13 protein-coding genes and 1 tRNA gene are annotated in these 16,127 nt (G+C 38.3%); 7 read left to right on the plus strand and 7 right to left on the minus strand.

Going from position 1 to position 16,127, the window contains the following annotated elements; translation table 11 throughout:
- Positions 1–58 precede the first annotated feature (58 nt).
- The 4 genes from EAH57_RS01460 to EAH57_RS01475 form a co-directional block, all read right to left on the minus strand.
- Positions 59–562 carry an Hcp family type VI secretion system effector gene (locus EAH57_RS01460; protein ID WP_005195657.1) on the minus strand — a complete coding sequence of 168 codons (504 nt, stop codon included), beginning with the start codon at positions 560–562 and terminating at the stop codon, positions 59–61.
- A gap of 137 nt (positions 563–699) precedes the next feature.
- The gene (gene tssC, locus EAH57_RS01465; protein WP_005195655.1) at positions 700–2,181 is read right to left on the minus strand and encodes a type VI secretion system contractile sheath large subunit; all 1,482 of its coding nucleotides are present in this window, start codon (positions 2,179–2,181) and stop codon (positions 700–702) included.
- Positions 2,174–2,677, minus strand: coding sequence for a type VI secretion system contractile sheath small subunit (gene tssB, locus EAH57_RS01470; protein WP_121928535.1), 504 nt, complete (start codon positions 2,675–2,677; stop codon positions 2,174–2,176). Before tssB ends, tssC begins: the two co-directional genes overlap by 8 nt.
- 16 nt (positions 2,678–2,693) lie before the next feature.
- Positions 2,694–3,410 (minus strand): hypothetical protein, encoded by a 717-nt coding sequence (locus tag EAH57_RS01475; RefSeq protein ID WP_121928536.1) that lies wholly within the window; start codon positions 3,408–3,410, stop codon positions 2,694–2,696.
- A gap of 376 nt (positions 3,411–3,786) precedes the next feature.
- On the opposite strand from EAH57_RS01475, the gene tssH reads away from it, so the two are divergent.
- The 6 genes from tssH to EAH57_RS01505 are packed head-to-tail and all read left to right on the plus strand — an operon-like array spanning position 3,787 to position 11,340.
- On the plus strand, positions 3,787–6,450 hold the full coding sequence (gene tssH, locus EAH57_RS01480; RefSeq protein WP_121928537.1) for a type VI secretion system ATPase TssH: 2,664 nt from the start codon (positions 3,787–3,789) through the stop codon (positions 6,448–6,450).
- Between the two features lie 27 nt (positions 6,451–6,477).
- Positions 6,478–7,575, plus strand: coding sequence for a type VI secretion system protein TssA (gene tssA / locus EAH57_RS01485; RefSeq protein ID WP_121928538.1), 1,098 nt, complete (start codon positions 6,478–6,480; stop codon positions 7,573–7,575).
- Positions 7,576–7,591: 16 nt separating this feature from the next.
- The gene (tssK, locus tag EAH57_RS01490; RefSeq protein WP_121928539.1) at positions 7,592–8,956 is read left to right on the plus strand and encodes a type VI secretion system baseplate subunit TssK; all 1,365 of its coding nucleotides are present in this window, start codon (positions 7,592–7,594) and stop codon (positions 8,954–8,956) included.
- Between the two features lie 10 nt (positions 8,957–8,966).
- Complete coding sequence (icmH, locus tag EAH57_RS01495) at positions 8,967–9,776, plus strand: type IVB secretion system protein IcmH/DotU (RefSeq protein ID WP_121928540.1); 810 nt, start codon at positions 8,967–8,969, stop codon at positions 9,774–9,776.
- Positions 9,777–9,786: 10 nt separating this feature from the next.
- Positions 9,787–10,380, plus strand: coding sequence for a hypothetical protein (locus EAH57_RS01500; protein ID WP_121928541.1), 594 nt, complete (start codon positions 9,787–9,789; stop codon positions 10,378–10,380).
- 3 nt (positions 10,381–10,383) lie between these two features.
- Complete coding sequence (locus tag EAH57_RS01505; RefSeq protein ID WP_121928542.1) at positions 10,384–11,340, plus strand: M15 family metallopeptidase; 957 nt, start codon at positions 10,384–10,386, stop codon at positions 11,338–11,340.
- A gap of 68 nt (positions 11,341–11,408) precedes the next feature.
- On the opposite strand, the gene EAH57_RS01510 is transcribed toward EAH57_RS01505, so the two are convergent.
- Positions 11,409–12,824 carry an aspartate ammonia-lyase gene (locus EAH57_RS01510; RefSeq protein ID WP_121928543.1) on the minus strand — a complete coding sequence of 472 codons (1,416 nt, stop codon included), beginning with the start codon at positions 12,822–12,824 and terminating at the stop codon, positions 11,409–11,411.
- Between the two features lie 134 nt (positions 12,825–12,958).
- Here EAH57_RS01510 and EAH57_RS01515 point away from each other — a divergent pair, with 134 nt between their 5' ends.
- Positions 12,959–13,840, plus strand: coding sequence for a LysR substrate-binding domain-containing protein (locus EAH57_RS01515; protein ID WP_121928544.1), 882 nt, complete (start codon positions 12,959–12,961; stop codon positions 13,838–13,840).
- A 243-nt stretch (positions 13,841–14,083) separates the two neighbouring features.
- Here EAH57_RS01515 and EAH57_RS01520 read toward each other — a convergent pair whose 3' ends face one another.
- Together EAH57_RS01520 and EAH57_RS01525 are read right to left on the minus strand one after the other, a co-directional pair.
- Positions 14,084–15,382 (minus strand): dicarboxylate/amino acid:cation symporter, encoded by a 1,299-nt coding sequence (locus EAH57_RS01520; RefSeq protein ID WP_121928545.1) that lies wholly within the window; start codon positions 15,380–15,382, stop codon positions 14,084–14,086.
- Between the two features lie 577 nt (positions 15,383–15,959).
- Positions 15,960–16,049: transfer RNA gene (locus EAH57_RS01525), tRNA-Ser, on the minus strand.
- Positions 16,050–16,127 lie beyond the last annotated feature (78 nt).

The following is a 16,127-nucleotide window of genomic DNA, read 5'->3' on the forward strand; positions in this document are numbered from 1 at the left end:
AGATAAGGGAAATAGAGGTTAATGAATCATTAACCTCTATGAAAAATCACGATTCTAATTATGCAGCGTAAGATGCTGTATTGTTAGAAAGTGACCATTTCTTAGTTACAGCACCTTTCGCAGTACCGTTAATATCTTGTTGGTTATATGTCCACTCAACAGCAGCATATTTCAAACCAAACTGTTCAGTTGGAACGCCTTCTTCATTTACGATCGGAGTTACACTTGAAACTAAAACATGCTTCAATTTGATTTGTAAGTACTTGATACGTTTATCACCATTTGCACGATAAAAATCAATCTGTACTTCATCAAAAGTATAACCAGCAGAACATGCTTCCCAAAGTTTAGGACTAGTTGCATCCAAATCTTTAAGGAAAATCATATCTTCGTGCTCAACACGCTCAGCAGTATGACCCCCAACACTACTTGAAGTCGCAGACTTAGGCTGACGGATTTTGTGAGACCAAGAGTTAACTTCTAGCCAACCTTTGTGCTCTGAATCGCGAGATTCTCCATCAACCTTGTATTTGCCACGAAACTCAACGTATATATCTTTCATTTAAAAATTACCTCTGTTTATTTAAAGTTATTTTAGGGTCTGTTGACACCTCAGCTATGTCTTGAATCGTCTAAAAAACATCTTTAGTCGCAAACATTTGTGAAGTATCAACCTCCCCTTTTGGCTGATCTCATTTTTTAATTTGAGGACTGCGGTAGTTCAGTCACGAGTCGCAAAGAAACAGACAACTCATCCAGCTGGAAATGTGGTCTTAAAAAGACCACAGATTTGTAGTGACCTGGCTGTGCAGGATCTTCTACAACTTTTACTGATGCCTCACGAAGCGGATATTGTGCTTTCGCCTCTTGAGATGCACCATCATCAAGCAAAACATATTGTGAGAGCCACTCGTTCAAAAAGGCTTCAACATTGCCTGCTGATGCAAAGCTGCCCACTTTGTCACGCATCATTGCTTTTAAATAATGTGCGATACGTGAGACAGCCATGATGTACTGGATCTGACTTGAAAGTGCAGAGTTTGCGTTTGCTGTATCACTGTCATATTTCTTCGGTTTTTGTGCAGATTGCGCACCAAAGAAAGCGGCATAGTCTGTATTTTTACAATGAACCAGTGGAATGAAACCGAGGTCACTGAGTTCTTTTTCTCGACGATCAGTGATCGCGATCTCAGTTGGGCACTTAAATACAACTTCCCCATCGGAGGTTTTAAAAGTATGCACTGGCAAACCTTCAACTAAACCACCACCTTCTACACCACGAATCGCAGCACACCAACCATGTGCATCGAAAGCATTGGTTAAACGTGTACCAAAGGCATAAGCTGCATTCATCCACAAATAATCATTATGATCTTCACCCGTCACCGCTTCGATGAAGTTAAAACCTTCCGTTGCTGTGCCTTCTTTCGGATGATAAGGCAAGCGCCCTAAAACATGCGGCATGGTGAGGGCAACATAACGTGAATCTTCGCTCTCACGGAAAGAGCGCCATTGCACATATTCTGCTGTTTCAAAGATTTTTGAAACGTCACGTGGACGATCGATATCAGTGAATGATTCAAGACCTAAAATATTGGGGCTCGCTGCAGAGATAAATGGCGCGTGGGCAGCCGCTGCAACATGCGAAACTTGCTCTAATAAATACATATCAGACGGCGTGCGATCGAATTCAAAATCACCGATTAACGCAGCGTAAGGTGCACCACCAAATGAGCCATATTCTTCTTCATAAATCTTTTTAAACAAAGTGCTTTGATCAAAATCTGTTGCACCTTGGAAGTCCTTCACCAACTCTTTTTTGGTCGTATTTAACATACGAATTTTAATCATTGAGTGCGAAGGTGTTTCTTGACAGAAATAATAAAGTCCACGCCATGTCGATTCAATTTTCTGAAACTGTTCATGGTGCATGATTTCACTAAGTTGCTTTGAAATTAAAGCATCAATTTCGGCAATACGCTTATCAATCGATAAGGTCATATTTTCCGAAACTGTGATCGTCCCTGCCATCACTTCTTTGGCTAACTCACCAATCAAACTTTTAGCGCGAACATGCTCGTCATCATTACGCGCGATACGACTTTGCTCTACGATCGAATCAAGCAAATTTGCTGATTCAGCTTCTACATTTGATGCAGTTGCAGCTTGTAAATTACTCATTTTCCGCCTCCGCGCTCAGTTGGCGTACTTGATCTGTATTTTTTAGCACGTCATCTAATAAATCTTCTAAACGTTCACTATTCGAAATCTTATTTCGAAGATCAGTTAAACGTTCACGTGCTGCAACCAATTTACGTAAAGGATCAACCTGTTGTACAACTTGCTCAGGTCTAAAATCTTCCATTGAATTAAAAGTTAAGTCGACAGACATACGTCCGCCCTCTTCAGTCAATGTATTCTCAACTTGAAATGCCGCTCTTGGTGCTAAAGACTCCATCACTTCATCAATATTGTCCAAATCAACATTGATAAATTTCTTGTCTTTCAATTTGGTCTTTTCAAGCTCTGAAGCAGCAGAAAAGTCTCCCATTACGCCAACGACAAAAGGCAATTCTTTAGACTCTTTACCATCCCCCACTTCGACATCGTAAGTGAGCTGCACACGAGGAGGACGAATACGTTGCAATTTTTTCTGTACGCTTTCTCTTTTTGCCATAACTCTATACCCTTGATTATTTTTTCAACGAAGCGAATGGATTCGTACCTGTTGGTCGAACAGCACTTGGTGTTGTGGTTGTTGGACGACTTGCTGGCGCAGTAGTCTGTGTTGAGGTGTTACGCGGTGCAGAAGTGGTTCGTGCTTTAGGTTGACTTACTACACGTCGATTCGCGGTGCTCGTACTTCGAGCTTCTTTTTTAGGTGCTTCCTCTACAGCCTTAGTCGTAATCACAGGCGCAGGTAATGCAGTACGAATATTCTCGCTAAACTGTTTAGCAGGTGGATAAGTTAACTCAGTACTGAGATAACGCATTTCATCGGTTCGCATGTGTTGCAATGCATTATTTGCAATATCAACACTCGCTAGGAAAGTGACATCAGTCAACGTCGCGCCTTGAATATTTTTTTGTTGCAACTCATTTGCCAACGTCAAAGCATTCATGGGTTGTTTCAGCTCATACATTCTCATCGCTGCTTGAGCCAACAAATCATTGACTTGACCAGCATTCGATTTATCACAAACCTGCTGATAAATTTTCAATAATGCTTGATCGGTTTGACCCGCGACCAATGGGTTTTGTTTAATACATTTTCTTTTTAACTTAACAGGTTTTATTTTTTGATCAGTCAGCTCAACCTCCTGATCAACATTTTTTATTTCTTGATCATCTGCGTAAGCCAAACTACCCATAACCATACAAATAATTGATACTACAATACCTTTTTTCAAAATATGCCTCATAATTATTTAACTTATATAATTGAAGAGTTGACAATTATTGTTTAAAAAACCCTCTTACTCTTCAATTTCGTGCAGCTAGAACATTGTGGCGAATTTAACAAAAAAAACACATAGAAAGTCAATACTATTTACGTTTCCTAACATTATTAAATTATTTTAATTATATTACTAAATTTTTTTTTAAGAATTAGTACTCGCTTTCTATTTAAAATTAATATCATTTGTTGTAGAATAATCTGTACACTCAGATAGAGTAAAGCTAAGTTTTTGATTTTATTCAGAAAATATATTTTAGATATAACAACAATATCAAGTCTGAACTTACTTAGCGGGGCTTGATATTCAAAATTATTGTGAGTAATAAATGAGTAATTTAAAGGTTTTAATTACAAAACTATCACCTCCTACTCGTGCTGCATTAGAAAAATCTGCCAATTACTGCATTAATCAATTGAATTATGAGATTGAGATTGAGCATTTATTTGTAGAGTTATTAAATCAAAGTCCAGTGAATGATTTACTTATTTTATTACAAAAAAATAATATTTCCGCAGAAGCTTTAACTCAGGATTTAAAAGAAACAATTGCCTCTCTACCCAAAGGTAATACTCGTACTCCGATATTTGCAAAATCAATCGTTAAGCTATTTGAACAAGCATGGTTATTAGCTTCTGCTGAGCAAACACCTTTGATTCGCAGTAGCCATTTAATTATTGCACTGCTCACTGCACCTGATTTACAACAAATTGCCTTCAGAGCATCGAGCTTATTTGAGCTATTCCCGATCGATACCATGAAACATAAGTTTTTGGATATTTGTGGTCAAAGTAGCGAACAAGCTCAAATTGAAGCGCCAACAGCATCAACCGAAGTACCAAAAGAAAAAACGGCAACGGTCATCAAAACACCTGCATTAGATCAATACACCATCAACCTCACTGCAAAAGCACAGAATGGACAGATTGATCCTGTTATTGGGCGAGAGTTTGAAATCCGATTAATGCTCGACATCTTGATGCGTCGTCGGCAGAACAATCCGATTCTGACAGGTGAGCCTGGTGTAGGTAAAACGGCGGTTGTTGAAGGTCTAGCATTAAAAATATCGCAGGGCTTAGTTCCAGAAGCATTGAGAAATGTACAACTGCACGTATTAGACATGGGGCTGTTACAAGCGGGCGCGAGTGTTAAAGGTGAATTTGAAAATCGCTTAAAACAAGTCATTCAAGAAGTACAGGCTTCCTCTCACCCGATTATTTTATTTATTGATGAAGCACATACTCTGATCGGTGCTGGTGGCCAAGCTGGACAAAATGATGCAGCCAACCTACTCAAGCCAGCCTTGGCGCGTGGTGAGTTAAGAACCATCGCCGCCACAACTTGGGCAGAATACAAACAGTATTTTGAGAAAGATGCTGCCCTAAGTCGTCGCTTTCAAGTGGTAAAAGTAGAAGAGCCGACTGAAGAGGTCGCCATCGATATGCTGCGTGCCATGATTCCTGTCATGCAAAATCATTTCAACCTACATATTGATGATCAAGCGATTGTCACTGCTGTTCATGCCTCTCATCGCTATATCAGTGGACGTCAGCTTCCAGACAAAGCGATTAGCGTGTTAGATACCGCTGCGGCTCGTGTGGCATTAACTCAAAATGCCCAACCAGTAATCCTCGACCAGTTCAAAGCTCAACAACACAATCTAAAATTAGAACAGCAAATTTTAACGCAAGAACATCAGCAGTTCCCGATCCATCATGAGCGTTTAGAGCTGCTTAACCAAGAGCTTTCGACTTTAGAGAATGAAATACAAGAGATTGAAGCGCGATGGCAACAAGAGCTTGCCTTGGTGAAACAGATCCAACAGTTAAATGCCCAAGATGAACATAGCGAAACCAAAGATCAGATCGCCGCGTTAAGAACAGACTTAACCCAGCTTCAAGGACAAAGTCCTTTGGTGTTTGAACGTGTCACGCCTCGAATTATTAATGAAATTATCTCTGACTGGACAGGTATCCCTGTTGGAAATATGGTCAATGATGAAATTAAGCAAATTTTAACGCTCGAAGATAAATTGGCTGAGCGCGTCATGGGTCAGGATTATGCACTAACCCAATTAGTGCAAGGCATTAAGACCTCTAAAGCCAAATTAGAAGATCCAAATAAACCCCAAGGTGTGTTCATGTTGGTCGGGCCAAGTGGTGTCGGGAAGACCGAAACTGCATTAGCTTTAGCCAATGAGCTTTATGGTGGCGAACAACACTTAATCACCATTAACATGTCTGAATATCAAGAAGCACATACGGTTTCTTCGTTAAAAGGTGCACCTCCAGGCTATGTTGGCTATGGTCAAGGTGGTGTACTGACTGAAGCAGTACGTCGTAATCCATATAGTGTTGTGTTATTAGATGAAATCGAGAAAGCGCATAGTGATGTACAAGAGCTTTTCTACCAAGTGTTTGATAAAGGAACTTTAGAAGATGGTGAAGGTCGTCTAATTGACTTTAAAAATACGACCATCTTGCTCACTTCAAATACTGGATCAAGTGCGATTATGCAGGCTTGCTTAAACCAACCTGTTGAAGAATGGCCAAATGCTGAAGACTTGCTGGAACATTTAAAACCAAGCTTATATAAACAGTTTAAGCCTGCATTTATTGGTCGTATGCGGATCGTTCCTTATTTCCCATTGCATGATGAATTACTGGTCAGAATCATTAAACATAAACTGGGTAAGATTGTTTCTAGAATTGAGAAGCAATATGCCACTAAAGTTCAGTATTCTGAAGAACTCGTCGAACTACTATTGAACCGCTGTACTGAAGTTGATAGTGGTGCACGAAATGTGGACAATATCCTAAACTCGACGGTACTACCTTCTCTTGCTACTGAAATTCTTGTTGCTTTAGCTGAGCATAAATTACCGAAACTTATCGTTATTGACGTCAAAGATGAAGATATTAGCTACCAATTAGATCCCGTTGAAAAAGGACCTAAAAAGCGTGCGAGTAGAAAAGCAAAAGCTGACGTTTAAGATTATTGAGATTGAGCCCCAATTGTTATGAATATGGACATATCCCCATTACTTACACCAATTCATGAGCAATCGCCGTGTGGTGAAGATTACTCTTTTTCCAATGAGTTTCACACCATCAAAAAAGCGAGAACGCAAGATGATGTTTTGCTTGATCAAGGGGATTGGGTTACTGAACCTAAGCAAGCTGATTGGGATTTTGTTGCATCTACATCTATTGATTTGCTGCAATCTAAAAGTAAAGACATTCGCTTGCTTACGTGGCTTTCTGAGGCTTGGGCAAATCTTTACGGTTTTTCAGGGATTGCCAAAAGTCTAGAGTTAAGCCATCGCTTACTTGAGCAATACTGGCTGACGATCCACCCAGAAGTCGAAGATGACGATCTGGACCAACGGATTGGTTTATTGCAGGGACTCATTAATCAATTACCGTTACTGATTAAAAAAGTTTCGTTAGTTGATCACTCCCCTTTTTATCATTTGCTTGATTATGACAATTTTCTCTACCATGAAAATATTCGTCGCAAGCAAAGTGATGAATATGACAATACGAATAACCACACTGAATTAGAGCAATTTGAACAGGCTTTATTGAATACAGATAAAAACTTTCAATATCAAAACTACCAACATTTTAATGAAATCCTCCAACAATGGTCTGTACTTAAAAATGTTTTGGATGGCTTATTGGGCTTAGATTCACCAAGTTTTGCAGCGATTGATTCAAGTTTAGATACGATTCATATCAGTCTGAAAAAGATCTATAAAACTGAACATTTTGAACAATCTACTCAACAAAGCATAACTCCAGTCGCAACCCCAAGCACACCAACAACTCAACCAGTTACGGCTCAGGCTCCAATGACCCACAATCAACTGTCCTTTCAACCACAAGTTCAATCTCATGTTGAAAATCGTGAACAAGCCATGCAAGTACTGCAAGAGATTGCCACTTACTTTCAAAAAAATGAACCACACAGCCCTGTGAGTTATATGCTGCAAAAAACAATTAAATGGAGTCAAATGCCGCTACATGAATGGTTGGGTCAAGTTATTAAAGATGAGCATCCCTTACAAATGGTGCAAGACATGCTCGGCGTTCAGCCAAAGAATGAATACGAATAATTACTGGTAAATTGATATGTTTAAAGCAGAAAAAATTCTTTGGGGCGAAGGCTTATTTTTACGTCCACAGCATTTCCAAATCCAAGACACCTATCACGAGCAGCGTTTAAACCATACCATTCGCGCGTTAATTCCTTATGCTTATGGTGTACAAAAACTCAAGTTTGACCAGGTGCAACTTTCAACCCATATTTTGGCGTTAGAGGAAGTCGAGATCATTTGGCAAGATGGAGAGATTTATAATGCTCCTGCACAAGACCTACTACCCGAACCATTACTGTTGGATGATATCAATCTAAAAGGTGAAATGGTTGTTTATCTTGCTTTACCTATTTTACAAGCCAACAAGAAAAATATTTCGGATGGAAATCACTCGCTTTCCAGTCGGTATCATAATTATTTAGCTGAAACGCATGATTTATTCACCGATGCGAGCCCAGCCGATCTCAGCTTATTGCGTCGTCGCGCAGAATTTAAACTACTAGAACAACATATTCAACCAAGTCAAAACCTAGATGGTTTTTTATATCTCGCTGTTGGTAAATTAAAACGCCAAAGTTCAGGTTCTTTTGAGTTGGATCAGAAGTTTATCCCACCCATTTTGCACATTGCAGCGTCAGAAGCCTTAACCAGTAACTTAAAACGAACCCTCAATGTCATTAAGGCAAAGATCAAAACAATTCAAAGCAGCAACCGAGAAAATGAACAGAAACTGATTGAGTTCCGCTCTGGAGATATTGTCTCATTTTGGCTGATTAACGCACTAAACACGTCTTACGCAGGCTTAAATCATTTATTACAGTATCCACTGATTCACCCTGAGCGTTTATTTTCCGAACTTTTACGTTTAACTGGATCATTACTGACCTTTTCGACCAATTATGACGTAGATCATTTGCCACATTACAAACATCATCAACTTCAAGAAAGCTTCCAACAACTGGATGTGATCTTAAGAGACTTATTAGATACCATTATTTCAAACCGCTACTTCAATATTAACCTGAAAGAAATTCGACCGTCTTATTGGGTCGGTAGTCTTGAGTCAGATAAAATCACCCGTGATACTCGTCTGTATATTGCCGTTTCAAGTAGCGTGATGCAAACGCATGAACTCATTCAGATTGTGCCATTGCGATTTAAAGTGGGTAGCACCATTGATGTTGAGCGACGTGTGGTAGCTGCTTTACCCGCTGTGCCACTACACCATTTAATGCAAGTTCCAACGGCGATCCCAGTTCGTTCAGGTGTAAGTTACTTTGAGATTGAACCGCATCACGAGTTATATCAACAGATGCTTGAATCAGAAACCATTTGTGTATATGTACCTGCTGGTTTTCAAGATATCACGATTGAACTTATTGCCGTAATGAATACCTAAGAGAACAATGATGACTCAACATCCGACGGGCATACCCTCTTTATTTGATGATGGAAAAATTGGTTCAGGTTTACCTGCATCAAATCTCCCGCAAAATAAATCTCAAACGACAAATTTGATAGATCTGCTGCATGACGGATTCTATTTGGTATTTTTAATTCGTAATCGTTATATCCCCTCAAATCCCAGCGATTTCCGTAACAAAATTCTAGATTTATTAAATCGTTTTGAGCAACAAGCGAAACGACTTCAATTTTCGAGTGATGATATTCATGATGCTAAATATGCATTTTGCGCCTTAATCGATGAAACCATCGCCACTCAACAAGATGCTGCATACTTCAACTTGCAAAATACGTGGTTGGTTAGCCCTCTGCAACTCAGCTTGTTTGGTTCACAATTAGCAGGCTATCGTTTTTTTGAAATTTTGGAACAACTACGTAGCCGTGGTAAAGATCGCTTAGCTGCACTTGAGATTTTTCATTATTGTTTACTTTTAGGTTTTCAAGGGAAATATAGACTTGAATCCGTTGAAAGTTTAAATCATCTGGTCGCCCGTGTCGGCGATGAAATTGATTATCTGAAAGGTAAAAAAGCGGCTTTTTCCCCTTTTGCAGCGATCCCCGATCAAATTAAACATATTATCCATCATGAACTGCCATTCTTTTGGATCTTAATATTTTTATTGATGTTTGCTGCGCTGACTTTTGCAGGGCTAAAATTTATGTTATCCCAACAAAACCAGAGTGCTTTATCTCCTTATCAAAATGTGATTTCAGCACCCGCAGAAGAAGCACATATTACAATCCATTTACCTTAGTTGATGCAGCATGATTCAGGAAAAACCTACCTCATTACGCATATTACAGACGAATAAAAAAAAGACTTTATCTCCTGTAATTTATTTATTCATCGGATTCCTATCAGGAATCATCTTTAGTTTATTGATATTTTTCATATTTTTTAAAGCCCAGTCGCACCAAGAACCAAATGAGTCTGAACAGGCAGAAGTATTGTTGCCGCCCCCAACAAGTACGCAACAAGATTCTCAAAACACTAACGTGATCGAATTTACGACTCAAGAAAGCACTGAATCTGACGAAGATAGTAATTTTACTCAACCACAAAGTAGTGAGTTAAATAAATTTTTCCAACATGCCGCGCCGCCTCCAGTAAATTCAGGACAACAGACCTCTCCTTTCCCAATTGGACATAATGCGGGAAAAACAGCACAACCAAAGACTCCACAGCTTAGCAATAATAAAAATGGGCAAACACCTGTGAGTGACAAAGTAAATAAAATAACGACTCAACCAACCAAAACCAATGCAGCAAAGGAGGTCGAGGTTGAAGCCGAAGCACCAGAGGCAACGGTACAAATCAATGTGACCCAACGACCATTTTCTGTAAATGAACTGAAATAGCCAATGATTTGGTTTATTTCTTTCTGTTTTATTTTGGTCGCTGTGACACTGACGTTGTTAATGTCTTATGAGTTACGCTCTAAATGCGTACAATTATTACAGTCACTACTTCCCAGTAGCAGAAAGAAAATCGTCAATGCGATGCAGTTTGCAGAAAACATGCATCAAGCTGCTGCGCCTGAAAAAATCCAATCACACTGGCATCTACAACAGTGGTGGATTTTAATTGCAGGTTTCTTTTTATTTGCCAGTATTCTGATCTTTGCTTTCACACGCCCAATTAATTCAACCCGTATCGAAGCTGAATATTTAAAAGAAACAGACCCTCAGGTTTATGCTTTATTGAATGGTGAAATACTAAGCCCACCGCCAGAAGTCGATGTCACCTTAATTCATGATGCACTCATAGAAGCAACACGTATCGAACAAGAATATCTCGCTCAACACAGCGGTTCGGTTGATGCATCACAAATAGAGGTACCAATCACTCATTCCCACGGTGCTTTGGACAGCAGCATGGTTGACCGTAAATGGGATAAGATGAATCCGCGTTATAAGCAGCGGTTACTCATGGTCTTTAAGATTATGAAGGAACAGTATGGATATGAGCTGGTGTTACTGGAAGGTTATCGTAGCCCCGAACGTCAGAATATGTTGGCAGGAAATCCAAATACAACACGCGCTAGAAGTTATCAAAGCTACCATCAATTTGGACTGGCTGCCGATGTAGCGTTTAAACGAAATGGTAAAGTGGTCATCACTGAACGCGACCCATGGGCGATGAGAGGCTATGAACTATATGGCCAAGTTGCTGAATCAGTTGGTTTAACTTGGGGTGGTCGTTGGAAGTCCATTAAAGACTTCGGTCATACTGAATATCGCATGCCCGGCTTGAAGAAAACCAGAGAAATGGCGGAAATGCTCACCTCTGAAGGTCAGGTCAATAGCAATATTTCTTAACCGTATAACAAAGAAGCCCATATATATGGGCTTCTTTAACTAATTCATTCATGAATTAGATCAATGAATTATACCGATTGCTTCGGGTGTACCATGTTTTTCACAGCTAAAATATCCGCCAAAACTTGATCTGATATTAAGTTCTCAGCTCTAATCAAAGCCAACACGCTTTGCCCAGACTCATTGGCTTGTTTCGCAATACGTGTGGTCGTTTCGTAACCTAAATATGGGTTAAGCGCAGTAATGATACCAATTGAATTTTCGACCTGTGACTGACAAAGTTCGGCATTGGCACGAATCGTTTCAATGCACTTGTATTGGAACATCTGCATCGCTTTGCCTAATAGCTCGATTGATTCAAACAGTTTAAATGCAATCAATGGTTCCATCGCATTCAACTGTAGCTGACCCGCTTCCGCAGCTAGAGTAACAGCCAAATCATTGGCAATCACTTGATAACAGACCAAATTCATTGCCTCAGGGATCACAGGATTCACCTTACCTGGCATAATCGAGCTGCCTGGCTGACGCGCTTCTAAATAAATTTCGCTTAAACCTGCACGTGGACCACTAGATAATAAACGTAAGTCATTGGCGATTTTTGAAAGTTTGGTTGCTGTACGTTTTAACAAACTCGACAATAATACGAAATCGCCCATATCTGATGTTGCTTCGATTAAATCAGGTGCACTGCTAATGTTTCGCTGGGTAATCTCTGACAATGATGCAATGGCATATTCACGATACTGCGTTTCAGTATTGATGCCTGTACCGATTGCTGTTCCGCCTAGATTAACCACACTTAATGCTTCAGGCATGATCTGATTTAATTTGTCTAAGTCATTTTGCAAAGTCGTTGCAAAAGCACCAAACTCTTGTCCTAAAGTCATAGGTACAGCATCTTGTAGCTGGGTACGCCCCATTTTTAAGATATTTGAAAACTCATCTGACTTAGTTTTGAAGCTTTCAATTAAATCGTTGAATGGTACATTTAATTGTTGAATTGCAGTGATTAAGCCAATTTTTATCGCTGTTGGATAGACATCATTGGTTGATTGAGACATGTTTACATCATTATTTGGATGTAAATATTGATACTCACCTTTTAAATGACCAAGATATTCTAAGCCTACGTTTGCAACAACTTCATTTATATTCATATTGGTTGAAGTTCCAGCACCACCTTGAATCATATCCACCATAAATTGTTCATGATACTGATTATTTAAAATCTGTTGGCAGGCATATTGGATTGCATTATTTTTATTTTCTTCAATTTTATTGAGTTTAAAATTTGCGTGTGCGCATGCAGACTTCACCATTGCCAGTGCTTTAATAAAAGCGGGAAATTGACTCAATTTATTCTGACTTAGATTAAAATTCTCAATTGCTCTTAAAGTTTGAACACCATAATAACAATGTGATGGAATTTCTTTATTACCTAATAAATCTTTTTCAGTCCGTGTGTTAATCTTAACATTCATTTAAATAGACTCTGCTTAACAATGAATTTATATTAGTGGACAGATTGATTTTTTTCTAATGTAAAAAAATATTACTACATGCATTTTTTGCATAATAGATTATAATGTATATAAGCAGGCGTTAAGGATAGGTTATGACCTTGGAAATTCGATGGATTGAAGATTTACTTGCACTCGAGCAAGAAAAATCGATCTCCCAAGCAGCAGAGATGAGACACGTCACACAATCTGCATTTTCACGTAGAATTCAAAATATTGAAACTGCATTGGGTTTCCAAATTTTAAAACGGCATAGTAAAAATATTGACTTCACCGAAGCTGGACAAATTTTATTGGCTTCAGCAAAGAACATCCAGAACCAACTTGAAACAACAATAAACTATCTAGAAAAAAACATTAAAAACAATGAATTAACAGTTAAATTCGCAGTATCACACTCATTAATAACGCAATTTTTCCCAAGATTTATCCACGATTTGTCACTCAATTTAGAAGACTTAAAATTAGAAATTATTGCAGCCAACCAGAAACAAGGAATGCGTTTGCTCAAGGATGGTTCATGTGATTTTTTAATTTGTTATTGTGATCAAAAAACGTTACAGCAACTTGACCCTTCCCTTTTCGCTTTCCATAAAATCGTAAAAATGGAAATACTCCCCGTTACCGCACTTAATAATAACCAACCAAAATTTTCATTTGATCAGCTTTTCCCACTGTTGGCTTATAGTAAACAAGCTTATTTAAGAAACTGTGTCGATGAAGTTATTGAGAATAAATTAAATTACCGTACATTATATGAAACAGATAATGCCGGTGACTTAAAAGAACTAGCTTTACAAGGTTTAGGTATTGCGTGGTTACCAAAACTACTTATTGAAAAAGAAATTTCTGAAAAAAAATTAATGATCGTAGATCAGGAAAATTATCATACATTTCAAAATATATATATTATCAGACGTGAAATAATACTTTCAAATCGAATAGGCTATATATGGAATTCATTAACTTCTCGTTAATTTTAATACTTCTTATAATTTCTTCAAATTTATTAAATCAATAAAATATAAATAGTGATTGTTTAGAAATTTTATTTTTGATTAACATCCAAAAAACTAAACAATCACTATAAACGAAGCATTTTAAAAATATAAATTATTCAATAGACCGCTTTCATAAATATTTTTTCTTCGCCTGACGGGAGAAAATAAAAAGGCTAAATAATGATGAAAGAAGTCTATTTTATAGGAATAATTTAAATCTTAACTATTATCTGCCAATCGACTGACAGGAATAATTGGTTCAACCATGACTTCATCTTGTTCTTCAACCTCATGCTTATCACCTTCAGTTCGTGCGATAACCGCGGTTGCAATACTATTTCCGATGACATTGGTTGCAGTACGTCCCATATCTAAAAATTGATCAATTGCAAGAATTAATAAAATACCCGCTTCTGGAAGTTGAAACATCGCAAGTGTCGAAGCAATCACCACAATAGATGCGCGCGAAACGCCAGCAATGCCTTTACTGGTGATCATCAAGGTTAATAAAATCAAAGCCTGCTGAGCAAAACTCAAATCCACATTATAGGCTTGTGCAATAAACAACACCGCAAAAGCCATATACATCATTGAACCATCGAGATTAAATGAATAACCCAAAGGTAATACAAAGCTGGTAATACGTTTCGGAACACCAAATTTATCCAAAGCTTCCATCGTTTTTGGATATGCAGACTCACTGCTGGCTGTTGCAAATGCCAACATGGTTGGCTCACGAACCGCTCGCATCAATCTAAAAACATCTCGTTTCAAGAAGATATAACCAAATGAAATGAGGATCATCCAAAGGATCAATAGACCAATATAGAACTGCCCAATGAAAATACTATAATCAAGAATTAATTTTGGTCCCTGAACCGCAATTGCTGATGCGATTGCTGCAAATACCGCGATCGGTGCTGCAGCCATGACATAGTCGGTGATACGGAACATGACACGGCATAGTTCATCAATAATTCGACCAATGACAGAAGCACCTGTTTGATGCTGTACATACGCTAATGCTGAACCAAAGAAAATTGAGAACACCAAAATTTGCAAAATTTCATTATTTGCCATCGCTTCTGCAAAACTACGCGGGAAAATATGCGTAATAAATGTCTGCAAGCTTAAGCTAGAAGCACTCACGCCAACATCCACAGCTTCTTGTGGAATACTGAGATTCATTCCTGCCCCAGGTTGGAAATAATTGGCTAAGCCCATCCCAAGTAAAAGAGAAATGAACGATGCACCAATAAACCAAGTCATTGCTTTGAACGTAATCGATCCGAGTGAGGATGATTTCCCCATTGAAATTAGACCTGAAACAATGGTTGCAAACACCAAAGGTGCAATAATCATTTTAATTAGTCTTAAAAATACATCGGTAACAATCTTAAAATAACCCACGATGTCTGTTGTTTGTGCAGTGCTTAAAGTGCTATGACATGCCCAACCCACTAATATTCCTGTGATCATCGCAATCAGAATATATTTGAGCAGTTTTTTTTGATTCATAATAGTTATTCCTTCCCTATTTCGCTTTGCATCAAATCTCAAACATACATTTGATCTTCGATGACGATCCATGCTGATCTCATCAGATAGGTTGTGCTTTTCTGGAAGCACAGACCAATTGACTCAACAATTAGCAGAGGCAAGTGTTACTTTTTTTCAAAAAAAACAACAATGCAAAAATTAAATATTTCATGCAAAAAATGCATAATTTTGAGTATTTTTTGAGTGATATAAATGAAATTAAATTTAGACTAAAAGCCCAAAAAAGTAAGCTTTGGCGGATATAATTTGATTCATATTTATTTGATAAATAGAGTGATTTTTTCACATCTTCTATAACGGTCTTGTAAAAAAGTGCTTTAGGACAAACTCAACAATCACGCTTCATGACATGCTAAATCGACTCTCCTCACTACAAAAAATGATTTTGCATCTATAGCTATTTACTGAAGAACATCACCATTCATTTTTATTTTAATCCGCACTCAAAGATTTACTCTAATCCAAGTACTTTTTATATGGGATATAAAACTATAGATATAAAAAAGCCCTTGTAAAAACAAGGGCTTTTTGAATTTGGCGGAAGCGGTGAGATTCGAACTCACGGAGGACTCACACCCTCGTCGGTTTTCAAGACCGGTGCATTAAACCGCTCTGCCACGCTTCCAATGGCGGCTATCATATAAATAAAACCGCGCCTTGGCAAACCTTTTATGCAAAATCATGCATCAAATGATCAAAATAA

The sequence above is a fragment of the Acinetobacter sp. 2JN-4 genome (genome assembly GCF_003687745.1).
Taxonomy (GTDB): Bacteria; Pseudomonadota; Gammaproteobacteria; order Pseudomonadales; family Moraxellaceae; genus Acinetobacter; species Acinetobacter halotolerans.